The 22081-nt window shown below is 72.0% G+C and carries 23 protein-coding genes and 1 pseudogene; 7 read left to right on the forward strand and 17 right to left on the reverse strand.

What is annotated here, in order from left to right; all coding sequences use genetic code 11:
- Nucleotides 1-77: 77 nt before the first annotated feature.
- From ACZ418_RS23425 to ACZ418_RS23455, 7 genes are all read right to left on the reverse strand, one after another.
- On the reverse strand, nt 78-623 hold the full coding sequence (locus ACZ418_RS23425) for an arginine repressor (protein WP_055704023.1): 546 nt from the start codon (nt 621-623) through the stop codon (nt 78-80).
- 7 nt (nt 624-630) lie between these two features.
- The gene (locus ACZ418_RS23430; protein ID WP_468365993.1) at nt 631-1836 is read right to left on the reverse strand and encodes an acetylornithine transaminase; all 1206 of its coding nucleotides are present in this window, start codon (nt 1834-1836) and stop codon (nt 631-633) included.
- On the reverse strand, nt 1833-2732 hold the full coding sequence (argB, locus tag ACZ418_RS23435; RefSeq protein ID WP_468365996.1) for an acetylglutamate kinase: 900 nt from the start codon (nt 2730-2732) through the stop codon (nt 1833-1835). The genes ACZ418_RS23430 and argB overlap by 4 nt, the downstream gene beginning before the upstream one ends.
- Nucleotides 2729-3907: a bifunctional glutamate N-acetyltransferase/amino-acid acetyltransferase ArgJ gene (gene argJ, locus ACZ418_RS23440; RefSeq protein ID WP_468365999.1), complete on the reverse strand. Its 1179-nt coding sequence runs from the start codon at nt 3905-3907 to the stop codon at nt 2729-2731. Before argJ ends, argB begins: the two co-directional genes overlap by 4 nt.
- Complete coding sequence (gene argC, locus ACZ418_RS23445) at nt 3904-4932, reverse strand: N-acetyl-gamma-glutamyl-phosphate reductase (RefSeq protein ID WP_468366001.1); 1029 nt, start codon at nt 4930-4932, stop codon at nt 3904-3906. Before argC ends, argJ begins: the two co-directional genes overlap by 4 nt.
- A gap of 56 nt (nt 4933-4988) precedes the next feature.
- Nucleotides 4989-5408, reverse strand: a complete 420-nt coding sequence (locus ACZ418_RS23450) for a GtrA family protein (RefSeq protein WP_468366003.1) — start codon at nt 5406-5408, stop codon at nt 4989-4991.
- Between the two features lie 208 nt (nt 5409-5616).
- Nucleotides 5617-6219, reverse strand: a complete 603-nt coding sequence (locus ACZ418_RS23455) for an ABATE domain-containing protein (protein WP_468366006.1) — start codon at nt 6217-6219, stop codon at nt 5617-5619.
- Nucleotides 6220-6301: 82 nt separating this feature from the next.
- Here ACZ418_RS23455 and ACZ418_RS23460 point away from each other — a divergent pair, with 82 nt between their 5' ends.
- Nucleotides 6302-7534, forward strand: a complete 1233-nt coding sequence (locus tag ACZ418_RS23460) for a cysteine desulfurase (RefSeq protein WP_468366008.1) — start codon at nt 6302-6304, stop codon at nt 7532-7534.
- Here ACZ418_RS23460 and ACZ418_RS23465 read toward each other — a convergent pair.
- Nucleotides 7513-7722: pseudogene (locus tag ACZ418_RS23465) on the reverse strand (hypothetical protein); the annotation flags it as partial. The gene ACZ418_RS23460 and the pseudogene ACZ418_RS23465 sit on opposite strands and share 22 nt — an antisense overlap.
- Before the next feature lie 65 nt (nt 7723-7787).
- Here ACZ418_RS23465 and ACZ418_RS23470 point away from each other — a divergent pair.
- Entirely contained in the window at nt 7788-8240 is a 453-nt protein-coding gene (locus tag ACZ418_RS23470; protein WP_468366010.1) for a DUF6314 family protein, read from the forward strand.
- Here ACZ418_RS23470 and ACZ418_RS23475 read toward each other — a convergent pair.
- From ACZ418_RS23475 to ACZ418_RS23485, 3 genes are all read right to left on the reverse strand, one after another.
- On the reverse strand, nt 8222-8815 hold the full coding sequence (locus tag ACZ418_RS23475) for a histidine phosphatase family protein (protein WP_468366013.1): 594 nt from the start codon (nt 8813-8815) through the stop codon (nt 8222-8224). The genes ACZ418_RS23470 and ACZ418_RS23475 overlap by 19 nt on opposite strands.
- 91 nt (nt 8816-8906) lie before the next feature.
- Complete coding sequence (locus ACZ418_RS23480; RefSeq protein ID WP_468366016.1) at nt 8907-9350, reverse strand: GNAT family N-acetyltransferase; 444 nt, start codon at nt 9348-9350, stop codon at nt 8907-8909.
- Between the two features lie 279 nt (nt 9351-9629).
- Nucleotides 9630-11063 carry an aminotransferase-like domain-containing protein gene (locus tag ACZ418_RS23485; RefSeq protein ID WP_468366019.1) on the reverse strand — a complete coding sequence of 478 codons (1434 nt, stop codon included), beginning with the start codon at nt 11061-11063 and terminating at the stop codon, nt 9630-9632.
- Between ACZ418_RS23485 and ACZ418_RS23490 the strand changes: the two genes are divergently transcribed.
- Entirely contained in the window at nt 11062-11973 is a 912-nt protein-coding gene (locus ACZ418_RS23490; protein WP_468366022.1) for a DMT family transporter, read from the forward strand. The two genes, ACZ418_RS23485 and ACZ418_RS23490, sit on opposite strands and share 2 nt — an antisense overlap.
- Before the next feature lie 20 nt (nt 11974-11993).
- Nucleotides 11994-12215: a DUF1918 domain-containing protein gene (locus ACZ418_RS23495; protein WP_468366025.1), complete on the forward strand. Its 222-nt coding sequence runs from the start codon at nt 11994-11996 to the stop codon at nt 12213-12215.
- Here the strand turns inward: ACZ418_RS23495 and ACZ418_RS23500 are convergent.
- Nucleotides 12185-13459, reverse strand: a complete 1275-nt coding sequence (locus ACZ418_RS23500) for a glycoside hydrolase family 10-like protein (protein ID WP_468366027.1) — start codon at nt 13457-13459, stop codon at nt 12185-12187. The genes ACZ418_RS23495 and ACZ418_RS23500 overlap by 31 nt on opposite strands.
- A 170-nt stretch (nt 13460-13629) precedes the next feature.
- Here ACZ418_RS23500 and ACZ418_RS23505 point away from each other — a divergent pair, with 170 nt between their 5' ends.
- Together ACZ418_RS23505 and ACZ418_RS23510 are read left to right on the forward strand one after the other, a co-directional pair.
- Nucleotides 13630-14505 carry a 3-hydroxybutyryl-CoA dehydrogenase gene (locus ACZ418_RS23505; RefSeq protein WP_468366030.1) on the forward strand — a complete coding sequence of 292 codons (876 nt, stop codon included), beginning with the start codon at nt 13630-13632 and terminating at the stop codon, nt 14503-14505.
- A 148-nt stretch (nt 14506-14653) separates the two neighbouring features.
- Complete coding sequence (locus ACZ418_RS23510) at nt 14654-14911, forward strand: hypothetical protein (RefSeq protein WP_468366033.1); 258 nt, start codon at nt 14654-14656, stop codon at nt 14909-14911.
- A gap of 193 nt (nt 14912-15104) precedes the next feature.
- Here ACZ418_RS23510 and ACZ418_RS23515 read toward each other — a convergent pair whose 3' ends face one another.
- From ACZ418_RS23515 to ACZ418_RS23535, 5 genes are all read right to left on the reverse strand, one after another.
- Nucleotides 15105-15641, reverse strand: a complete 537-nt coding sequence (locus ACZ418_RS23515) for an NUDIX hydrolase (protein ID WP_468366036.1) — start codon at nt 15639-15641, stop codon at nt 15105-15107.
- A 65-nt stretch (nt 15642-15706) separates the two neighbouring features.
- Nucleotides 15707-17047 carry a transcriptional regulator gene (locus tag ACZ418_RS23520; protein ID WP_468366038.1) on the reverse strand — a complete coding sequence of 447 codons (1341 nt, stop codon included), beginning with the start codon at nt 17045-17047 and terminating at the stop codon, nt 15707-15709.
- A 124-nt stretch (nt 17048-17171) separates the two neighbouring features.
- Nucleotides 17172-18263: a PP2C family protein-serine/threonine phosphatase gene (locus tag ACZ418_RS23525; protein ID WP_468366041.1), complete on the reverse strand. Its 1092-nt coding sequence runs from the start codon at nt 18261-18263 to the stop codon at nt 17172-17174.
- Between the two features lie 186 nt (nt 18264-18449).
- On the reverse strand, nt 18450-18845 hold the full coding sequence (locus ACZ418_RS23530; protein WP_468366554.1) for an iron chaperone: 396 nt from the start codon (nt 18843-18845) through the stop codon (nt 18450-18452).
- Nucleotides 18846-18980: 135 nt separating this feature from the next.
- The gene (locus ACZ418_RS23535; RefSeq protein ID WP_468366044.1) at nt 18981-19436 is read right to left on the reverse strand and encodes a carboxymuconolactone decarboxylase family protein; all 456 of its coding nucleotides are present in this window, start codon (nt 19434-19436) and stop codon (nt 18981-18983) included.
- A 191-nt stretch (nt 19437-19627) separates the two neighbouring features.
- Here ACZ418_RS23535 and ACZ418_RS23540 point away from each other — a divergent pair, with 191 nt between their 5' ends.
- Nucleotides 19628-22027 carry an ATP-binding protein gene (locus ACZ418_RS23540; RefSeq protein ID WP_468366047.1) on the forward strand — a complete coding sequence of 800 codons (2400 nt, stop codon included), beginning with the start codon at nt 19628-19630 and terminating at the stop codon, nt 22025-22027.
- The last annotated feature ends 54 nt before the right edge of the window (nt 22028-22081 follow it).

The following is a 22081-nucleotide window of genomic DNA, read 5'->3' on the forward strand; positions in this document are numbered from 1 at the left end:
TGCCCGCCCACCTGGCCGCCCGCCGCGGAAGATCACACTCTCATTCTCCGCCGACGGGCGGGGCGCCGCATGCGGGCTCAGTGTCCGTTCTGTGCCAGCCGCAGCAGGTGGTCCGCCAGGGCCTGGCCCCCGCTCGGGTCCCGGCTGATCAGCAGCAGCGTGTCGTCACCGGCGATGGTGCCCAGGATGTCGTGCAGCTCCGCCTGGTCGATGGCCGAGGCAAGGAACTGGGCGGCCCCGGGCGGGGTGCGCAGGACGACCAGGTTGGCGGAGGCCTCCGCGGAGATCAGCAGCTCCTGGGAGAGCCGCCGCATCCGCTCCTCCTTGGCCGACTCCCCCAAGGGGGCACGGGGGGTACGGAACCCGCCCTCGCTCGGCACCGCGTAGATCAGCTCGCCGTCGGTGTTGCGGATCTTCACCGCGTTCAGCTCGTCGAGGTCCCGGGAGAGCGTCGCCTGGGTGACGCTCAGCCCGTCGTCGGCGAGCAGCTTCGCCAGCTGGCTCTGCGACCGCACCGGCTGCCGGTTGAGGATGTCCACGATCCGGCGGTGCCGCGCGGTCCGGGTCTGCGGCACGGCCGGTCCGGCACCCGCCGCCTGCTCGTGGTCCTGCGCCTGGCTCATCGTCGTCCTATTCTCCGGATCGTCCGTCCCCATCCACTGGGTTCGCTGCGTCGAGGACACCGGGCAGCGCCTGGAGGAAGGCACCCACCTCGGCGTCCGTGATGTTCAGCGGCGGCATGAGCCGTACGACGTCGGGGGCGGGCGCGTTCACCAGGAACCCGGCCTCCTGGGCCGCCTGCTGCGCCTGTGGCGCGTGCGGCCCGGTGAGCACGATACCCAGGAGCAGGCCGGCACCCCGCACATAATCGATCAACGGGTGGCCGAGACCCTCGATTCCCTCGCGCAGCTTCTCGCTCTGCCGCTTGACGTTCTCCAGCAGCCCCTCGTTGGCGATGGTGTCGAGTACGGCGAGTCCGGCGGCGCAGGCGACCGGGTTGCCGCCGAAGGTCGTACCGTGCTGGCCGGGCAGGAGCAGTTCGGCGGCCCGGCCGAAGGCCACGGTGGCGCCGAGCGGCAGCCCGCCGCCGAGCTGCTTGGCGAGGGTGACGACATCGGGCAGGACGCCCTCGTGGGCCTGGTACTCGAACCAGGTCCCGGTGCGGCCGACGCCGGTCTGCACCTCGTCCAGCACCAGCAGGGCGCCGGTGGCGGCGGTGATCGCCCGGGCGGCCTTCAGATAGCCGGCCGGGGGCACGACGACACCGTTCTCACCCTGGATCGGCTCGATGACGACGAGCGCCGTCTCCTCCGTGACCGCGGCGGCGAGCGCCTGGGCGTCGCCGTAGGGCACATGGGTGACCTCACCGGGCAGCGGCAGGAAGGGGTCCTGCTTGGCGGGCTGGCCGGTGAGCGCGAGGGCGCCCATCGTCCGGCCGTGGAAACCGCCGGTGGTGGCGACCATGTGGGTGCGCCCGGTGAGCCGGCCGATCTTGAAGGCGGCCTCGTTGGCCTCGGCGCCGGAGTTGCAGAAGAAGACCCGGCCCTCCCGGCCGAAGAGCTGGAGCAGCCGTTCGGCGAGGGCGACGGTGGGCTCGGCCAGGAAGAGGTTGGAGATGTGGCCGAGGGAGGCGATCTGCCGGCTGACGGCCTCGACGATCGCCGGGTGGGCGTGGCCCAGGGCGTTGGTGGCGATGCCGCCGACGAAGTCGTGGTACTCCCGGCCCTCGGCGTCCCACACCTTGACGCCCTCACCGCGCACGAGGGGCAGGCGGGGGGTGCCGTAGTTGTTCATGAGCGCGGCCTGCCAGCGCTGGGTCAGCTCCTGGTTGCTCATGACTCCCCCTGTTCGTCGGGCACGACCATCGTGCCGATGCCTTCGTCGGTGAAGATCTCCAGCAGGATCGAGTGCTGGACCCGGCCGTCGATGACGCGGGCGGTGTGCACCCCGTTGCGCACGGCGTGCAGACAGCCCTCCATCTTCGGCACCATGCCGGAGCTCAGCTCCGGCAGCAGCTTCTCCAGTTGGGAAGCGGTGAGGCGGCTGATCACCTCGTCGGAGTGGGGCCAGTCCTCGTAGAGGCCCTCGACGTCGGTGAGGACCATGAGGGTCTCGGCGCCCAGTGCCGCAGCGAGTGCCGCAGCCGCCGTATCAGCATTGACGTTGTAGACATGTCCGTCGTCCTGACTGCGGGCGATGGAGGAGACGACCGGGATACGGCCGTCGGCGAGCAGCGCCTCGATGGCGCCCGTGTCGATCGCGGTGATCTCGCCGACCCGCCCGATGTCGACCAGCTCGCCGTCGATCTCGGGCTGGTGCCTGGTGGCGGTGATGGTGTGCGCGTCCTCGCCGGTCAGGCCGACGGCGAGCGGGCCGTGCTGGTTGAGCAGACCGACCAGCTCCCGCTGCACCTGCCCCGCCAGCACCATCCGTACGACGTCCATGGCGTCCTCGGTGGTGACGCGCAGGCCCGCCTTGAACTCGCTGACGATGCCGTGCCGGTCGAGGGCGGCGCTGATCTGCGGGCCGCCGCCGTGCACGACGACCGGCTTGAGGCCGGCGTGGTGCAGGAACACGACGTCCTGGGCGAAGGCGGCCTTCAGCTCCTCGTCGATCATGGCGTTGCCGCCGAACTTGATGACGACGGTCTTGCCGTTGTGCTTGACCAGCCAGGGCAGCGCCTCGATGAGGATCTGGGCTTTCGGCAGGGCTGTGTGCTTGCGAGTGCTCATGATGAGTAGGCGCTGTTCTCGTGGACGTAGTCGGCGGTGAGATCGTTGGTCCAGATGGTCGCGGTCTCGGCGCCCGCGGCCAGGTCGGCGACGATGTGTACCTCGCGGTAGCGCATGTCGACCAGCTCGCGGTCCTCGCCGACGCTGCCGTTCTTGCACACCCACACGCCGTTGATGGCGACGTTGAGCTGATCCGGCTCGAAGGCGGCCTTCGTGGTGCCGATCGCGGAGAGCACGCGGCCCCAGTTGGGGTCCTCGCCGTGGATCGCGCACTTGAGGAGGTTGTTGCGGGCGATGGAGCGGCCCACCTCCACGGCGTCCGCCTCGCTCGCCGCGTTGATCACCTCGACCTTGATGTCCTTGCTGGCCCCCTCGGCGTCGCCGATCAGCTGCCGGCCCAGGTCGTCGCACACCTGCGTCACGGCCTCGGCGAACTCGGCGTACTCCGGGGTGATGCCGGAGGCGCCGGAGGCGAGCAGCAGCACGGTGTCGTTGGTGGACATGCAGCCGTCGGAGTCGACGCGGTCGAAGGTGACCCTGGTGGCGGCGCGCAGGGCCCGGTCCAGGGTCTCGCTGTCGAGGTCGGCGTCGGTGGTGAGGACGACCAGCATGGTGGCGAGGCCGGGGGCGAGCATGCCGGCGCCCTTGGCCATGCCGCCGACGGTCCAGCCGTCCTTGGTGACCACGGAGGTCTTGTGGACGGTGTCGGTGGTCTTGATGGCGATGGCGGCCTTCTCACCGCCGTGCGGGCTGAGCTGAGCGACCGCCTTGTCCACGCCGGGCAGCAGCTTGTCCATCGGCAGCAGCACGCCGATCAGGCCGGTGGAGCAGACGGCGACCTGGCCCGGGGCGTGGCCGCCGGTCCGGTCGTGGCCGGCGGTGTTGAGCGACTCGGCCACCTTCTCCGCGGTGGCGTGGGTGTCCTGGAAGCCCTTGGGACCCGTACAGGCGTTGGCGCCACCGGAGTTCAGGACGACGGCGGTCAGCTCACCGCCCTTGAGGACCTGCTCGGACCACAGCACCGGCGCGGCCTTCACACGGTTGGAGGTGAAGACGCCCGCGGCGGCACGGCGCGGCCCGTTGTTGACCACGAGGGCCAGGTCGGGGTTGCCGTTCTCCTTGATCCCGGCGGCGACGCCCGCCGCCGTGAATCCCTTGGCTGCCGTGACACTCACGGTGCGACTCCGATCGTGGAAAGACCCGTGGTCTCCGGGAGACCCAGGGCGATGTTCATGCTCTGGACGGCACCGCCCGCGGTGCCCTTGGTCAGGTTGTCGATGGCGCTGATCGCGATGATGCGGCCCACGGACTCGTCGTACGCGACCTGCACCTGAACGGCGTTGGAACCGTGGACGGACGCCGTCGCGGGCCACTGGCCCTCGGGCAGCAGATGGACGAAGGGCTCGTCGGCGTAGGCCTTCTCGTAGGCGGCCCGCACCGACTCGGCGGTGACGCCCGCCTTCGCGGACGCGCTGCACGTGGCGAGGATGCCGCGCGGCATCGGTGCGAGCGTCGGCGTGAAGGAGACCGAGACCCGTTCCCCGGCCGTCCCGCTGAGGTTCTGGATCATCTCGGGGGTGTGCCGGTGGCCGCCGCCGACTCCGTACGGCGACATGGAGCCCATGACCTCGCTGCCGAGCAGATGCGGCTTGGGTGCCTTGCCGGCGCCGGAGGTGCCGGACGCGGCGACGATCACCGCCTCCGGCTCGGCGATCTGGGCGGCGTAGGCCGGGAACAGCGCGAGGGTGACGGCGGTGGGGTAGCAACCGGGCACCGCGATGCGCTTGGACCCCTCCAGCGCGGCGCGGGCGCCCGGAAGTTCGGGGAGGCCGTAGGGCCAGGTGCCGGCGTGCGCGGAGCCGTAGAACTTCTCCCAGTCGGCCGGGTCCTTCAGCCGGAAGTCGGCGCCCATGTCGACCACGAGGGCATCGGGCCCGAGCTGCTCGGCGACGGCTGCGGACTGCCCGTGCGGCAGCGCGAGGAAGACCACGTCGTGCCCGGCGAGCGCCTCGGCCGTGGTCTCGGTGAGCACGCGGTCGGCCAGGGGCAGCAGATGCGGCTGCAGCGCGCCGAGCCGCTGGCCGGCGTTGGAGTTCCCGGTCAGGGCACCGATCTCGACCTCGGGGTGCGCGAGGAGCAGGCGCAGGACCTCACCGCCCGCGTATCCGCTCGCTCCGGCCACCGCCGCACGTACCGCCATGTCCATCCTCCTCGTGATGGCATGACTATACGTTTCGCCGCAGGTTTATGCAACGACTATGCAGGCGGCTGGGCGATCCGCTCGGGCAGCATCACCCAGCGGGACACCACGAAGGTCACCGGGATCGCCGCCGCCGAGGCGAGCAGCGGGGCGAAGTGGCTTCCGGCGTGCAGGACGTCGACGACGACGTAGACACCCAGCGTGGTGACCAGGAAATTGGTGGCATTCGTCAGGGGGAACAACAGGAATTTCCGCCAGGTGGGCCTTGTGCGGTAGGTGAAGCGCGCGTTCAGGAAAAAGGAGCCGACCATACTGATCACGAACGCGAGAACGTGCGCGAAGAGATAGGGCAGCCAGTTCAGGAACAGCAGGTAAAGACAGAAATAGGTGGCGGTATTGAGGACGCCGACCGCAGCGAAGGCGAGGATCGCAGAACGCCGTGCCGGCGACGGCCGCGGCGAGCAGGGCGGCGGCACGCCGCGGAGGGGATATCGGTGTCACACCCTGTTGCATTTTCCGGCGTTCCCCCACAAAGGTGTGCCCGTCCTTTTCGCCGGCTCAGACGGTCGGTGTTTCGGATTGGTTGTGCGCGTACCCAGAAGTGACGCGACATCCTCCGAATACGGGAAACGCCGTGTGAATTTGATGACCGACCGGAAAACCTGTGATTTCCAGTAGGTGTTTTTAAGGTGAACCGGCCTTGCGGGCGGCGTAGGCACGGGCGGCCCGGACCCGGTTGCCGCACTTGGTGGTGCACCAGCGACGGGCGCCGTGCGAGCGCAGGAACCAGCGGGCGCAGCCCTGGGCGGCGCACTCCGTGAGCTGGTCGGCGTCGGCGCCGGTGAGCAGGTCGGTGGCGTCCTCGGCGAGCAGGGAGAGCGCGGCGGCGGCCGGGTTTCCGGTGTCGGGGAGGTCGGCGCGGTGGGGGCCGTCGGCGGTCCAGGCGAGCCGCGGGGTGGCGGGCGCCGCGGCGAGCGCGGTGTTCAGGGTGCCGAGGGCGTCGGCAGGCGGGAGTGCCGCGGAGACGCGGGCCTCGAAGAGGGCGCGCAGCGCCTCGCGCAGGGTGCGCAGCCGGCCGGACTGCCTGCCGTTGATCACCACGCGGTCGGGCAGCAGCTCGTGCCGGACGAGCCAGAGATGTGCCGCCTCCGTGTCGTCGAGCAGGTCCACCTGGCCGTGACTGACGGTGAAGCGTGTGTTGACCAGCGCCAGCGAGACATACCGGTCCTCGCCCGGGACCGGGAGCTGGTGCAGGTAGACGGGGGACTCGTGATCCACGGCTCTCATGGTAATCCTTGCGATTCTGCGTGAGGAGGACTTAGCGTTACTCACGGAGAATCGCAATGAAAACCGTGAGAGGTGAGCCGCCGTGGCCTTCGACGTGGACGTGCTGCGCAAGGACTTCCCGATCCTGCAGCGGACCCTGGACGGCGGCGCCCCGCTCGTCTACCTGGACTCCGGCGCCACCACCCAGAAACCGCTCCAGGTCCTCGACGCCGAGCGGGACTTCTACCTGCACCGCAACGCGGCCGTGCACCGCGGCGCGCACCAGCTGGCGGGCGAGGCGACGGAGGCGTACGAGCAGGCTCGGCAGACCGTGGCCCGGTTCATCGGCGCCGCCACCGACGAGGTGGTCTTCACCCGCAACACCACCGAGGGCATCAACCTCGTCGCCTACGCGCTGGGCAACGCCGGCCGGCTCGGCCCGGGCGACCGGATCGTGGTGACGGAGATGGAGCACCACGCGAACCTGGTCCCCTGGCAGCAGCTCGCCGAGCGGACCGGGGCGAGCCTCGACTGGTTCGGGCTCACCGACGACGGCCGGCTCGATCTGTCCCGGGCCGAGGAGCTGCTGGACGAGCGCACCAATGTGCTCGCCCTCAGCCACCAGTCCAATGTGCTCGGCACGCTCAACCCGGTGCGCGAACTCGCCGACCGCGCCCATGCGTTCGGCACCCTGGTGGTCGTGGACGGCGCCCAGTCCGTGCCGCACCGCCCGGTCGACGTACGGGAACTGGGCGCGGACTTCCTCGCCTTCTCCGGGCACAAGATGCTCGGCCCGAACGGCGTCGGCGTGCTGTGGGGCCGCGCGGACCTGCTCGCCGGACTGCCGCCGTTCCTGACCGGCGGCTCGATGATCGAGATCGTGGAGATGGACCGCACCACCTTCCTGCCGCCGCCGCAGCGCTTCGAGGCGGGCGTGCCGATGACCTCGCAGGCGGTGGGGCTCGCGGCGGCCGTGGAGTATCTGGAGCGGCTCGGCATGGCGGAGGTGGCGGCGTACGAGGACACACTCACCGCCCGCGCCCTGGACCTGCTGACCGAGCTGCCCGGCGTCCGGATCATCGGCCCCACCGAGCTCACCGACCGGGGGTCGGCGGTCTCCTTCACGGTCGACGGCATCCACCCGCACGACGTGGGCCAGGTGCTGGACGAGCGGGGCGTGGCCGTGCGCGTCGGCCATCACTGCGCCCGGCCGATCGTCAAGCGGTACGGCATCCCGGCGACGACCCGGGCGAGCTTCTACGTCTACAACACACCGGCCGAGGTGGACGCGCTGGTGGAGGGCGTGCGGGCGGCTCAGCAGTACTTCGGGGTCTGACCGCGCTCGGCGGCTGCGCGCCCCGGCAAGCTGAACCTACCGGCGACCCCGGTGACGGTGGACGTCTGCGGTGCGACCGCTGTGGACGTCTCGCTGTTCACCGCGTCCGGTGCGGCGGCGAGCATGGTCATCTTCGCCGTGGAGGCGACCCTCGCACCCCCGAGGTCGATGGCCGTACGCGCTGCGGAGACCGGTGAAGAGGAGGGGTGTGAGCACGTCAATGGGCGGGCACGGTCGCCCGTAAGCTCGCCTCATGGATGTGCAGCCCCGGTACTGGCCGGTCCCCGATGTGCTGGCCCATCTGGCCGGCCGCTGGCGAGTCGAGCGCAGTGTGCGAGACCTGGCGAGCGGAGCCGAAGGGCACTTCTCAGGGACGACCGTCTTCACGGCGCTGCAGGCCGGAGGCCTGCTCCACGAGGAGTCCGGCACGTTCACCTGGCAGGGCGTGGCGCGCCCCGCCACCCGCACGCTGCGGTTTCTTCCGGGCCCCACGCCGGGCACGGCGGATGTGCGGTTCGCGGACGGGCGGCCCTTCCACGCGCTGGACCTGACCTCGGGGCGGTACGTCGCCGAGCACCCGTGCGCGGCCGACCTCTACCGGGGCGAGTTCACCGTCCACGATGCCGACCGCTGGCGCTCGGTGTGGCGGGTCGGCGGCCCGGCGAAGGATCTGGTGCTGACCACGGACTATGTGCGCGAGGGCTGAGCCGAGACGGCGTCCAGGCGCAGGTTCCAGCGGCCCGCGCGGCCGGTGACGGTGGACGTGGACAGTGGGCGCACGTCGATGTTCCAGTAACTCGACGGCGGTGCCTTCAGGGCGTAGACCAGGGCGGCGCGGATCACGGCGGGCTCGGCGACGGCGACGATCCGGCCGCCGTCCTCCGCCGGCCGGGTGTCCAGCCAGCCGCCGACCCGGGAGATGAAGCCCAGCAGGGACTCGCCGCCGTGCGGGGTGGCGCGCGGGTCGGCGAGCCAGGCGTCCACGGCGTCCGGCTCACGGGCCATCGCCTCGCCCAGGGTCAGTCCACGCCAGCGGCCCATGTCGCAGTCGCGCAGCGCCAGCTGGGCCAGCGGGGCGTACCCCAGCGCGTCGCCGGTGGCTCGGCTGCGCGGGGTCGGCGAGCAGTACCGCAGCTCGGCGGCCGCCAGCGGCAGCAGGTCCCCGGCGGCGCGCTGCACCTCGTCCCAGCCGGCCAGGTCCAGCGGCCGGTCGTCGTCGAAGCGCTCCGCGAGCAGCGGGGCGCTGCGCGCGGCGGCGACGAACGTCACCCTCAGTGGCATGCGGTGATGGTGATCCGCCGGTGAGTGCAGGTCAAGGGGTGCCGCCTGTGAGCTACGAAGGGTGTGCGGCCGGTCACTCGGACCCGGCCGCTCACCAGGACTCGAAGGGGTGGACCATCCACTGGTCGGGGCGGTCCAGCGAGCGGAAGCCCAGCTTCTCGTACACCCCGTGCGCGTCCTGTGTGGCCAGCAGGATGCGGCGCAGTCCGTACGGCTTCAGGTGGTCGCGGATGCGGCCGACGAAGGCCGTGCCTACGCCCTTGCCGCACACGGAGGGGTCCACGTACACATCGGCGAGCCAGGCGAACAGAGCCTGGTCGGTGACCACGCGGGCGTACGCCACCTGCTCGCCCGAGGCCCGCTCGTACACCCCGAAGTTCAGTGAGCTCGCCATCGCCCGCTCGTGCTTCTCGCGGGGCCGGCCCATCGCCCAGTAGGCGTCGGTCGACAGCCAGCCGTGGACCCGGTCGACATCGACGCGGGCGGGGTCGGCGGAGAACTCGTAGCCGTCGGGGAGCCGGGGCGTATCGCTCATGCCGCGATCATCCCAGAGGTGTCGGCGGCGCCCGGCATGATTTTCCCGCGGAGACGCGGGCGGCCGGCTTCGGCCTGGACGACGAGGACGAGGGCCCGGGTGTCCGCCGCCCCACCGAGGGCCCGGGTGTCCGCCGCCCCACCGAGGGCCGGGTGTCCGCCGGCCCAGCGAGGCCGCCTTCGCGCTCGCCCAGCCGGATCACCGGAAGTCCGGCTCACCCCGGGGCGGTTCGAGTCGCCGGGAGTTCGCCTGCGCGCCGGTGACGCTGACCGAGTACACCTAGAGCACCTCGTCGCAGGCCGTCCGCAGCCGCCGTACCCCCTCCGTGATCTCCCCGGTGCCGGCGACCGCCGCGAAGCTCAGGCGGAGGTGGGCGGCGGGAGGTTCGGCACTGAAGTAGGGGCGGCCGGGGGTGAGGGCGACGCCCGCGCGGAGGCCGGCCGCGGTGAGGGCGGACTCGTCGGTCCGGTCGGGCAGCCGGAGCCAGAGGTGGTAGCCGCCGGAGGGGACGTGCGGCAGGGCGAGTTCGGGCAGGTGCAGGGCGAGCGCGGCCGTCATGGCGTCGCGGCGGGCCTTCAACTCGGCCGACAGCGCCCGCAGATGACGGGGCCAGGCCGGGGAGCCGACCAGTTCCAGAGCGGCCTCCTGCAGCGGCCGGGGGACGAAGAAGCTGTCGACGACCTGGATGGCGCGCAGGCGTTCCAGCACCGGGCCGCGCGCGGCCAGGGCGCTCACCCGGAAGCTGGGCGAGGTCGCCTTGGTCAGCGAGCCGACGTGCACGACCACGCCGTCCGGGTCGGCGGCGGCCAGTGGGCGGGGCAGCGGGCCCGCGTCGGCGTGCACCAGGCGCCGTACGAAGTCGTCCTCCAGGACGAAGGCGCCGGCCTCGCGGGCGATGCGCAGCACCTCGGCGCGCCGATCGGCGGCCAGGACGGCGCCGGTGGGGTTCTGGAACAGGGGCTGGCAGACGAAGACCCGGGCGCCGCTGGCCCGGAAGGCGTCGGCGAGTAGTTCCGGACGCACCCCGTCGGGGTCGACGGGGACCGGGACCGGGCGGAGTCCGGCGGCGCGGGCGAGGGCCAGCATGCCGGGGTAGGTGGGCGACTCGACCAGGACGGGGGCGCCGGGCGGGGCGAGCGCGCGCAGGGCGGTGGCCAGCGCGGACTGGCCACCGGCCGCGATCAGCACCTCGGCCGCGGTGACGCCCCCGCCGATCCCCCGCGCGAACCACTCCCGCAGCTCCGGCAGCCCCTCCAACGGCGGCCTCCCCCAGGCGCCCGGCCGCCGCCCCGCCCGGGCGAGCGCCGCCGCCATGGCCCGCTCGGGCTGGAGGGAGGGATGGAGATAGCCGCCGTTGAACTCCAGCACGCCGGGCGGCGGCGCGGCCAGGGAGACCGTGACCCCGGAGGCGTCCACCGTGCGCGGTACGAGCTCGGCGGCGCCGTCGGCGCTCAGCGCGACCTCCTGCCAGGAGGTGTCCCCGGCCGGGGCCTCGGTCGCGCGCGGCCGGGCCCGGAAGGCGCCCGCCCCTGGCCGGGTGACCACCAGGCCCTCGGCGGCCAGCTGGGCGAGGGCACGCGAGACGGTCACCGGGCTCACGTGGAACCGTTCGACGAGCGCCCGGCTCGACGGGAGCTTTCCACCGGGAGAGTAGCGATCAAGTTCTCGCCTCAGCTGTTCTGCCAGATCGCTGACACTGCTACGCTGATGCATGAGAAACCAGAGTAGCGCTACTGCCGCGAGCCCGATAGCGGTCACCGCTCCCCGCGAGCGCCGCGGCCTCGGCACCGGCCTCGCCGCCCTCGGCGTCGCCTCCTTCTCCCTGACGTTTCCGGCGACCGCATGGGGTCTGCAGGGCTTCGGTCCCTGGTCGCTGGTGGCCGTGCGCAGTGTGCTCGCCGCGCTCGTCGCGGGCGGCTGCCTCCTCGCGCTGCGGGTACCGCTACCGGAGCGCCGGCATCTGCCGGGTCTCGCCGTCGTCGCCGCCGGCGTCGTGGTCGGCTTCCCGATGCTGACGACGCTCGCCCTGCAGACCTCCACCACCGCGCACGCCGCCGTCGTGGTGGGACTGCTGCCGCTGACCACGGCCGTGTTCTCCGCGCTGCGCACCGGCAGCCGCCCCTCGCGCCGGTTCTGGACGGCCGCGCTGGCGGGCGCCGCGGCCGTGGTCGCGTTCACCGTCGGGCAGAGCGGCGGCGCGCTCACGGCCGCCGACGGGTATCTGTTCGCGGCCCTGCTGGTGTGCGCGGCCGGCTACACCGAGGGCGGCCGGCTGGCCCGGATCATGCCGGGCTGGCAGGTGATCGGCTGGGCGCTCGTGCTGTGCCTGCCGCTGAGCGTGCCGGCCGCCGCGGTGGCGCTGACGTACGAGCCCGTCCGGCTCACCGGGCACGGCATCGCCGGCCTGCTGTGGGTGGCGCTGGGCTCGCAGTTCCTCGGTCTGGTCGTCTGGTACCGGGGCATGGCGGCCATCGGCATCCCCAGGGCCAGCCAGTTGCAGTTGGCTCAGCCGCTGCTCACACTGGTGTGGTCGGCGCTGCTGCTCGGCGAGCACTTCACGGCGGCCGCTCCGGTGACCGCCGTCACCGTGCTCGTGTGCATCGCCGTCACCCAGCGGTCGTGATCGTGAGGAGGGCCTGCGATATGCGCGCATCCAAGGGCGACCGGCTTGTCCAGCACGGCAGGGTGGTCGGTCAGCACGACCAGGTCTCGGAAGTCGTCGAAGTGCTGGGACAGGAAGGCAACCCGCCCTACCGCGTCCGGTTCCAGGACGGACACGAGGCCATCATGTCCCCCGGACCCGACTGCCAGGTCAAGCACCGGGACGAGAGGGATCAGCGGGGTGGCTTCGCCGACCGCCCGTAGTGGTCGGTGATCACGCGTGACATCGCCCCGATCGGATCGGCCGCCACGTCCGCGGCGGCGAAGAACACATGCCCGCGCACCTGCGGGTAACCGGCGGCGAGGGTGAGGTGCCGGGACAGCTCGACCGGGTCCTGCCAGGCCGGGGGCTGCCCGGCGGCCCCGGCCCGGTACAGGGCCTCGCCGATGTACAGGTGTGTCTTCGTGCCCCTCGCGACCGCCGCCCACCACTCGACCAGCTTCGCGTAGTCGGCGGCGGCGAAGCCGATGTGCCAGTACAGCTGCGGGACGATGTAGTCGATCCAGTGGCGGCGCACCCAGGTGCGGGTGTCCGCGTACAGGTCGTCGTACGTCTGCACGCCCGCCCGCGTGTCCGAGCCGCGCGGGTCGGTCGAGGCGTTGCGCCACACCCCGAAGGGGCTGATCCCGAACCGGGTGCCGGGCCGGACCCTCCTGATGCCGGCGGCCGTCTCCTTCACCAGCCTGTTGATGTTGTCCCGCCGCCAGGCGGCCCGGCTGGAGAAGTCGCCTCCGTATCGGTCATAGGCGTCATCGTCGTCGAAGGTCTGCCCCGCGACCGGATACGGATAGAAGTAGTCGTCCAAGTGGACGGCGTCGACCGGGTACCTGGCGACCGCGTCGAGCATCGCCCGCTGGACGAAGGCGCGGACCTCGGGCAGGCCGGGGTTGTAGTAGAGCTTCCCGCCGTAGGGCACCGCCCAGTCGGGGTGCCGGCGGGCCGGGTGCGAGGCGGCGAGCCGGCCGGGGTCGGTGTGGTTCGCGATCCGGTACGGGTTGAACCAGGCGTGCAGTTCCAGGCCCCGGGCGTGGGCCTCCCGCACCGCGGTGCCCAGCGGGTCCCAGCCGGGGCTCCGGCCCTGGGTCCCGGTCAGATACTCGGACCAGGGCTCGTACGGTGACGGCCACAGGGCGTCCGCGGTGGGCCGTACCTGGAAGATCACCGTGTTGAGCCGGTCCCGGGCCGCCCTGTCGAGATGGGCGATCAGCTCCCTGCGCTGCGCGTCGGCCGTGAGCCCGGGCCGGGACGGCCAGTCCCGGTTGGACACGGTCGCGAGCCACACGCCCCGCATCTCGGCGGCCGCACGGGGCCGCTGGCCTGCGGCCGCAGCGGCGCCCCGCACGGCGGTGGTCCGAGGCCGGCGATCCGCCGCCAACGCCGCGCCCGGAGCCGTGGCCAGCGTCGACAGCGCCGCCGTGGTGAAGGCCCGCCGAGAGAGCTGCCCCATCCGCACACCCCATACGCTCCGGATCCGCTCGGTCACGGATCGTTCCGCGCCCCAGGATGCCCCCACCCCGCCGATCGATCATCGATACTTGACGGTAACGTGCTCGATCGGAGCAGGCGCCGAAACCCGGATTCCTGCCAGCGAGCCGGAGAACCAGCGAAGGGGACGATGTGACGGGCATCCCAGCGGGAGACATTGCGCGCGTCGGAGTCGTGGGCTGCGGCCAGATGGGCGCCGGCATCGCCGAGGTGTGCGCCCGCGCAGGACTGGACGTGAAGGTCGCCGAGACCACCGGCGAGGCCCTGGAGATCGGCCGTACCCGGCTGTTCAGCTCCCTGGCCAAGGCCGCCGAGCGCGGCAAGATCACCGAGGAGGAGCGGGACGCCACGCAGGCGCGGCTCACCTTCACCACCGACCTCGGCGAGTTCGCGGACCGCGACCTGGTGATCGAGGCCGTCGTGGAGAGCGAGCCGGTGAAGACGGAGATCTTCCAGGTCCTCGACCAGGTGGTGACCCGCCCGGACGCGATCCTCGCCTCCAACACCTCCTCGATCCCGCTGGTGAAGCTGGCGGTGGCCACCTCCCGCCCGGACCACGTGGTCGGCATCCACTTCTTCAACCCGGCGCCGGTGCAGCAGCTGGTCGAGCTGATCCCGGCGCTCACCACCTCCGAGGGCACCCTCAGCCGCGCCCAGGTCTTCGCCGAGAAGGTGCTCGGCAAGCACGCCATTCGCGCCCAGGACCGCTCCGGCTTCGTGGTCAACGCGCTGCTCGTGCCCTATCTGCTCTCCGCGATCCGGATGTTCGAGTCGGGCATCGCGAGCCGCGAGGACATCGACAACGGCATGGAGATGGGCTGCGCCCACCCGATGGGCCCGCTGAAGCTGTCCGACCTGATCGGCCTGGACACCATCGTCTCCATCGCCAACAGCATGTACGCCGAGTACAAGGAGCCGCTGTACGCCGCTCCCCCGCTGCTGCAGCGCATGGTCGAGGCGGGCCGGCTGGGCCGGAAGACCGGGTCGGGCTTCTACACCTACGGCTGATCACGGACAACGGCGCTTCACACTCCGTGTGCGCGACGGGCACGCATATGCCCGTCGCACACGCTCCCCACGTGTCCGCCGGGCGAGTTGACTCCTCATGCCCATGCAAGGGATGCAACAACGTCCGACTACGGAAAGGAGTGGACACGTGACCGCCCATTCGGAGCATCCCGTGGTCCAGGGAGAACTCGCAGAGTTACGGCGCCGCCTCGACGTGGCCTGCGCGCACGTCGAGGGAGGGCTGGCGCTGCTGCGGCACCGGACCGACGAGACCGCCAAGGAACTGGACGAGCTGGACACCCGCCTGAACTCGCTGGAACACGCACGCTGGCCACTGCCCTCGCTCGCCGCGCTCACCTCCCTGGGCGCGCTCCTCGTGACCATCTGGCAGGCGCTGGCCCGCTAGGCCCTGCCGTCGAACTCCTGCCTGCCCCGCGACGCCATGCACGCTCCCCCAAAGGGGGCACCCCACTCGCCGCACCGGGCCCGGGCCCACGTACGTCCAGCACGAGGGCCAGAGCCCGGCACTCCCCCAGAGCACGCACCTGACGCCGCGAGGCCCGCCCTCCGGGCGGACGGCGGGAGTTTGACGACAAGATCTAGCCCTCGGCGAGCCTGAGGTGGTGCAGCAGGAGTAACGCGGCCGCCATGTTGGCGGCCGGGACCTCCCCACGGGCGATCAGGTCGGGGACGAGTTTGAGGGGGAGCCATTCCCGGCGGTCCGACTCGAAGTCGTCCACGGGATGCCCGATGTACTCGCCCCGGTCGGACCAGTAGATGTGGTGCCGGGCGTCGGTGAGGCCGTTGGACGGCTCCACGCTCATGAGGTGGTGCAGGGGCCCCGGCCGCCAGCCGGTCTCCTCCTCCAGTTCTCTGGCGGCTGCGCTCGCTATGTCCTCGCCGTCCTCGACGACGCCCGCGGCCAGTTCCCAGCCCCAGCTGTCGGTGATGAAGCGGTGCCGCCACAGCAGCAACACCTCGTTGGCCTCGTTGACCACGGTGGCCACGGCCACCGGCCGCAGCCGGATCAGGAAGTGGTCCAGGTGCCGGCCGTCCGGCAGCTCGACATCTGCGAGATTGACTCTGAACCAGCGGTTTGCATACACAGTTTGTTCGTTGTGTTTCGTCCACTGCACGGTTCTGCCACCTTCCGCCGAGTAAGTGGCAATATCGCAGCAGGGACTGTGCACCTACAGGGGGCCTACAGCGGTACGCGCAGTGCCCCGTCGATGAGTTCGGCGGCTTCGGCAGTGCCGGCCGAACCGCAGCGCACCAGGTGTTCGCGCACCGCGCGGAGTCTGTCGCGCAGTCGCTGGGACTCCATCCCGCGAGCCTGCTCGGCCATCTGCACAGCGGCGGCCACCGCCTTGTCGGCATTGCCCTGGCGCAGCTCGATGGTGCTGAGCATGGCGAGCCGGTGCACCCGCCCCCGGTCGTGGGCCGGGTTGTCCACGGCCGCCGCCGCGTGCTCCCGCGCGGCGGCCAGCTCGCCGAGGCTCAGCAGCGCCTCGGCCACCTGCACATTGACCAGGCCCGGCTGGACGTATCCGGTCTCGTCGGGCTCGTAGCCGCGCCGGATCCGCTCGGCCGCCGCCTCCGCGCGCCGGATGCAGGACAGGGCCCCCGCGGAGTCGCCGAGGTGGGCGTACGCCTTGGCCTGCATCGCGTACAGGTCGGAGGCGAGCGCCGGGGTGATGTGTTTGCCGGCGGCCCGCAGCGCGGCCTCGGCGAAGGCGACGGCCTGCCGGTGCTCCCGCATGAACAGTGACTGGTTGACCAGCAGAGCTATCACATAGGCGCCAAGTCCTCGGTCGCCGCTGGCCTTTGCCAGCCGCAGCGCCTGGTGGAAGTAGCGCTGGGCGAGACCGTGGGCGTCGGAGTCGTACGCGCAGATGCCCGCGATCGCCACCAGTCCACCGGTGGCGCGGTGCAGTTGGCGTCCGGTGGCGTCGGTGTAGCTGCCGCGCAGCAGCGGCGCCGCCTCGGCGTTGAGGAAGCCGACGATCCTGGTGCGGGTCGCGATGCCGCCGGCCTTGCGGTACATCTGCTCGTAGTGCGTCCGCGCGGCGCGCAGCATCTCGATGTCGGCCGGGGTGACAGGGTGCCGGCCGCCGCGGGAGACGTCGACGTCCTCGGGCGGGTTCTCCCACTCCCACACCGGCATCACGGCCGGGGTCCCGGTGACGGCGGGGGCGCCCAGCACATGCGGCCGCTGCTGTTCGTCGGAACGCCACAGGGCGGTCGCCCGCTCGACGAAGCCGTTCAGCGAGCCGGTGTGCGGGGTGCTGGGCTCGCCGGGCACGCCCAGGCCGATGTCGTCGAGGGTGACGGTACGGCGCAGGCGGGTGGCGAGTACCTCACAGATCAGGTCCGGGACCTGGCCGCGCGGCCGCTGGCCCTTCAACCAGCGTGCCACGGCGGTGTGTTCGTACCGGAGCACGAGGCCCCGTCTCCGGCCCGCCTGGTTGACGTGGGCGGCGAGACCGGCGTGCGAGATCCCCGCCTCGTCCAGGATCGCGTCGAGCAGAGTGTTGGGCTGCATGGGATGCCCCCCAAGTGGCCTGGTGCGGTTCAGCGTAGTGTGCTCGCGTTCACACGGGGTGTGAACGGAACACATGCATCCGTACTGTGCACGCGCTGTCGCTCAGCGTGCTGTCTCGATTGACTTAAGTGCCGGCCAAGCCGCCGGCTCCCCCTCGAAAAGCGGTGGCTTGGCCGGGCCGGCTACTGGAGTGCCGCGCCCCTGGGCAAGAAGGCTCGCCCCGCGTTCGATCGTTTCGTAGGACCAGTAGTGCCATGTCGTCCGTGGGTTTGCCGCTCGTGTGATGCAGGAGCGCCGTGAATACGGTGCGCAGGACCGTCTGGGGAGGGACGGGATGATCCCGTGCGACTTCGCTCAGCGTGCCCGGCAGCGAGAAGAACCGGCCCCGGCTGTCCCTCGCGTCCTCCACCCCGTCCGTGAAGAGAACCAGGGACTCACCTGGAACCAGATGACCGCAGGACTCGGCCTCCAGCTCGGCCGGAAGCGGGAACGGGCCCAGCGGCGGAAGCGGGTCGACGCGCGTCAACGGCTCGACTCTCGTGCCTCTGAGCAGATACGGCCACGGATGGCCGCAGTTGAGGGCGCGCAGCCGGCCGTCGCCGTCGATCTCCAGGAGCAGGACGGTGACGAACTCCTCGGCGACCGGGTGGTCGGGGTCCTGACCACCGTTCGCCGGGTGTTCGGCGCGGGCGCGTTCGCGCAGGTGCCGGGCGAGGGCCCGGTCCAGCCGGCTGAGGACGCCGCGGAGTTCGGGCTCGTCGTGGGCGGCCTCGCGGAAGCTTCCGAGGACGGCGGCGACCGTGCCGAGAGCGGCCAGCCCGTGCCCGCGTACGTCACCCATCACCACCCGCACCCCGTGCTCGGTGGCGACCGCCTCGTACAGGTCGCCACCGACGCTCGCGCCCCGTTCTGCGGACAGCTGGGCGGCGGCGACGTTCAGCCCGTCGAGACGCGGCGGCAGGGGCCGCAGTACGACGCTCTGCGCGGCCCGCGCCACCCGGCGGACCTGCCGCAGCTCCCGCAGCAGCGCGCGCCGGACATGGACGATCAGCCCTGTGCCGACGGCGAAGAAGACGGCGCCGGTGACCATGCGCGCGCCGAGCCCGTTCTGCTGGGCGAGCGGGCAGCCGAACTTGTAGGCGACCGCCACGGCCCCACAGACCGTGGGCAGTACCGCTCCCCGCGCGGTGGGCGCCCGTGCCTTGATGCGCATCATGCCTCTGGTCCCCCATGTGGGCCCTGAAAGAGCAGACGGACCGACCCCGAAAGGCCGGTCCGATTCTGTCGAGGGCATTGCCCGAGAAGGCCGGATCGTCGTCAGTTCCCACCCGAACGAGTGAGCCCGCGTCGGTCAACCCGCATTTATGCAGCTAGCCGAAGGGGTGAACCCCTCTCGCGGCCCTCAGCCGACGGCCTTCCGCACGAGCTCGCCGATCCTCGCCTCGTCGGCGGCGGACAGCTCCTTCAGGGCGTAGGAGGCCGGCCACATGGTGCCCTCGTCGAGGTTCGCCCGGTCGCTGAAGCCGAAGGTGGCATAGCGGGACCTGAACTTCTCGGCGCTCTGGAAGAAGCAGACGACCTTGCCGTCCAGGGCGTACGCGGGCATCCCGTACCAGAGCTTCGGGGCGAGCTCCGGCGCGGCGGCCCGGACGACGGCGTGGAGCCGTTCGGCCATGGCCCGGTCCAGGTCCTGCATCTCCGCGATCTTGGCGAGCACGGCGGCCTCGTCCTGCGCGGCCTTGGCGGCGCGCGATCCGCCGCGCGTGGCCGCCTTGACCTCCTTGGCCCGCTCCTTCATCGCCGCTCGCTCCTCGTCCGTGAATCCCTCGGACGTGGCGGCGGTGCTCCGGGCGGTCTTCTGCGTGGCGTTCACAGCGGGTCTCCTTCGGTGGCGGGGAGGGAGGGGGCGGGACGGTGGGACGGGGACGGGGGGTCAGCCCCACGCGCCGGCGATCTGGCGGGTGGTGGCGTTGAGCCGGTTGAACAGGTTGGTGACACCGATCATCAGGATGACCGCGGCCAGCTGCTTCTCGTCGTAGTAGGTGGCGGCCGTGTCCCAGACGTCGTCGCTCACCGCGTCGGGACGGTCGGCGAGGCGCGTCGCGGCCTCGGCCAGCGCGAGGGCCGCCCGCTCCTCGTCGGTGAAGTACGGGGCCTCCCGCCATGCGGCGACCGTGGCCAGGCGCTCGTCGCTCACTCCGGCCTTGCGGGCCGTCCTGGCGCCGGCGTCGACACAGGCGCTGCACCCGTTGATCTGGCTGACCCGCAGATGCACCAGCTTCAGCGTCTGCGCGTCCACTCCGCCGGAGTGCACGACCTTGAGGAGCTGCTGGACGGGCTGCATCGCGTCGGACAGGACGACGGCGGGGTTCTGCATACGGGACTGCATCTCGGTCCGCTCCTCTACTGGTTCTCTTCTGGTCGGTGCCCCCTGGCGCCGGGGCGTGACACCATCACAGCCGCAGCGGCCTGCCCGGGCCATGGCCATGGGACACCGTGGGACAGCCCAAACAGCCTTGACCTGCGGCGACTTGGCCATGAAGACTTCCGCCGGAACGGGACACGACAGCGGGGGGACCAGTGGACGCGCACGCACGGACGACGCAGACCGGCCCACAGGAGGAGCTGGCGGCCCGGCTGCGCCTGCTCCAGGACCTGTCCGGGCTCGGCGTACGGGCCCTCGCCCGGGACACCGGCCTGAGCTCCTCGTCGCTCTCGCGCTACCTCAACGGGCAGACAGTGCCGCCCTGGCCCGCGGTGGTGGCCCTCTGCCGGCTCGTCAAGCGCGACCCCCGCCCCTTGCGTCCGGTGTGGGAACGGGCCTCGAACCCCTTGCCCGCACCCCCGAAGAGCATCCGCCAGGGCCGCCCGCCGGCCCGCAACGACCTGCCGCGCGACGTGCCCGACTTCACCGGGCGAGAGGAGCAACTCGCCGCCGTGCTGGCCGCCGTCGCGAGCCATCGGGCGGTCTCCGTCGACGGCATGGCGGGCGTCGGCAAGACCTGTCTGGCGGTGCACGCCGCGCACCGGCTCGCCGCCGACTTCCCGGACGCACAGCTCTACGTGGACCTGCACGGGTTCACCGAGGGCCGGCCACCTCTCGACCCCGAGGCCGCGCTGCGGATGCTGCTCGGCGCCCTCGACGTCCCCTCGGAGAAGGTCCCGCAGGAGGGCCTTGAGCAACTGGCCGCCTGCTGGCGGTCGGAACTGGCCGGCCGACGGGTCGTCGTGGTCCTCGACAACGCCGCCGACGCCGAGCAGGTGCGCCCGCTGCTGCCCGGTGCCGGGCCCTCCGTCGCCCTGGTCACGAGCCGCAACCGGCTCCTCGGACTGGACGAGGTGCCCCCGGTCTCGCTCGACGTGCTGAGCCCCGAGGAGAGCGCTCGGCTGCTGGCCCGGGCCAGCGGCGACCCCGCCGGGCCCGACGGCAGACTGGCCCGCGATCCCGGCTCCGCGGCCGAGGTGCTGCGGCTGTGCGGCCATCTGCCGCTGGCGCTGCGCCTGGCCGGGGCGCGGCTGCGGCACCGGCCGGGCTGGACCGTGGGCGTCCTCGCCGAACGGATGGCGCAGGGCGCGGGCGAGTTCGACGCCGCGTTCAGCGCGGCGTTCGCGATGTCGGTACGCCAGCTGAACCGGTCCCAGGCCCGTCTCTTCCGGCTGCTGGGCGTGCTGCCCGGGGAGTCGTTCGACGAGTACGTGGTGGCGGCCCTCGCGGACGTGCCGCTGCACAGCGCCCGGGCGATGCTGGAGGACCTGCTCGACGCGCACCTGGTCCAGCAGCCGACGGTGGGCCGCTACCGGCTGCACGACCTGGTGCACCAGCACGCGCGGCGGGCCGCGGCGGAGCAGGACTCGGCGGCCGACCGGGAGCGGGCCGTGGCCCGGGTGCTGGACTACTACGTGCACGCGGCGGCCGCCGCCGACGCCGCGATGCCGTTCCTGTCACCCGGCCGGGCGCCCTCCGCCGGACACCGCCCGGCCGAGCTGCCGGAGTTCAGGGACAAGAACGCGGCCTTCGTCTGGTACGTCACGGAGTACGCGAACCTGATCGCGGCCTTCGAGACGGCGGCTGCCGTCGGGGCCGATGTGCACGTGTGCGAGCTGCCGCGCTTCCTGCGCGCCTACTTCGCGCGGCGCTGCGGCACGACCCATCTCAACGTTCTCTTCGAGCGGTCGCTGGCCGCCGCCGAGCGCCTCGACGATCCGGTGCAACTGGCCGAGGCACACAGCGATCTGGGCTACGCACGCTACAACGCGGGCCGCATGGCCGAGGCCGCCGCCGCGTACGAGGCGGCCGGACTCCGGCTGTCCCAGTCGGGCGACGCGCGGGCGGAGGCGGAACTGGCCGTCCGCCGCGGCTACTTGAGCTGGGACGCGGGGCGGGTCGAGGAGCCGCTGGAACTCTTCCGGCTGGCGCGGAAGCTGTACGAGCAGGGCGGCTGCCCGGCGGGAGCGGCCCACGCGGCCGCGGCGGAGGCCTGGACGATGCTCCAGCTGGGACATCGTACGGAGGCGGCCCAGCGGGCCCGGGAGCTGCTGAGTCTGCGGCCCACCGACCCCGCATGGCCGCCGGGCCTGACGGCCCGGATCACGCTCGGTCTGGCCATCGCCCAGGAGGACCCGGACGAGGCCGTGGAGCAACTGGGTCGGGCCCTGACACTGGCCCGCGAGGACGGACACCTGAACAACCAGGCATGGTGCCTCAACTGCATGGGCGTGGCGCTACGGCAGACGGGCCGGTACGAGGAGGCACTGGCCAGCCACCGGGAGGCGTTCGCCCTGCTGGACGAGTTGTTCGAGGACCACTGGAAGATCCATTTCCTCGACGGCTATGCCGAGACCTGCCGCCTGGCGGGCCTGCCGGAGGAGGCGCTACGACTGCACCGCGAGGCGCTCGAGCTGGCCCGGAGGCTCGGCAACCAGCACGCGGAGGCGCTGGCGCAGGAGGGCATACGGGCACTCACCACCGGGGCTCGCTGACAGCGCCCCCAAGGGGCGCGGGGAACGGCGCGGCCGGCCACGGAAGACCCGCAG

It is taken from the genome of Streptomyces sp. NPDC030820, assembly GCF_055572075.1.

Coding starts and splice junctions, on each gene's coding strand:
- ACZ418_RS23425 (WP_055704023.1), bottom strand. CDS start 623: ATGAGCCAGGCGCAGGACCACGAGCAGGCGGCGGGTGCCGGACCGGCC.
- ACZ418_RS23430 (WP_468365993.1), bottom strand. CDS start 1,836: ATGAGCAACCAGGAGCTGACCCAGCGCTGGCAGGCCGCGCTCATGAAC.
- argB (WP_468365996.1), bottom strand. CDS start 2,732: ATGAGCACTCGCAAGCACACAGCCCTGCCGAAAGCCCAGATCCTCATC.
- argC (WP_468366001.1), bottom strand. CDS start 4,932: ATGGCGGTACGTGCGGCGGTGGCCGGAGCGAGCGGATACGCGGGCGGT.
- ACZ418_RS23455 (WP_468366006.1), bottom strand. CDS start 6,219: ATGAGAGCCGTGGATCACGAGTCCCCCGTCTACCTGCACCAGCTCCCG.
- ACZ418_RS23470 (WP_468366010.1), top strand. CDS start 7,788: ATGGATGTGCAGCCCCGGTACTGGCCGGTCCCCGATGTGCTGGCCCAT.
- ACZ418_RS23475 (WP_468366013.1), bottom strand. CDS start 8,815: ATGCCACTGAGGGTGACGTTCGTCGCCGCCGCGCGCAGCGCCCCGCTG.
- ACZ418_RS23480 (WP_468366016.1), bottom strand. CDS start 9,350: ATGAGCGATACGCCCCGGCTCCCCGACGGCTACGAGTTCTCCGCCGAC.
- ACZ418_RS23490 (WP_468366022.1), top strand. CDS start 11,062: ATGAGAAACCAGAGTAGCGCTACTGCCGCGAGCCCGATAGCGGTCACC.
- ACZ418_RS23485 (WP_468366019.1), bottom strand. CDS start 11,063: ATGCATCAGCGTAGCAGTGTCAGCGATCTGGCAGAACAGCTGAGGCGA.
- ACZ418_RS23495 (WP_468366025.1), top strand. CDS start 11,994: ATGCGCGCATCCAAGGGCGACCGGCTTGTCCAGCACGGCAGGGTGGTC.
- ACZ418_RS23500 (WP_468366027.1), bottom strand. CDS start 13,459: ATGGGGCAGCTCTCTCGGCGGGCCTTCACCACGGCGGCGCTGTCGACG.
- ACZ418_RS23520 (WP_468366038.1), bottom strand. CDS start 17,047: ATGCAGCCCAACACTCTGCTCGACGCGATCCTGGACGAGGCGGGGATC.
- ACZ418_RS23525 (WP_468366041.1), bottom strand. CDS start 18,263: ATGATGCGCATCAAGGCACGGGCGCCCACCGCGCGGGGAGCGGTACTG.
- ACZ418_RS23530 (WP_468366554.1), bottom strand. CDS start 18,845: ATGAAGGAGCGGGCCAAGGAGGTCAAGGCGGCCACGCGCGGCGGATCG.
- ACZ418_RS23535 (WP_468366044.1), bottom strand. CDS start 19,436: ATGCAGTCCCGTATGCAGAACCCCGCCGTCGTCCTGTCCGACGCGATG.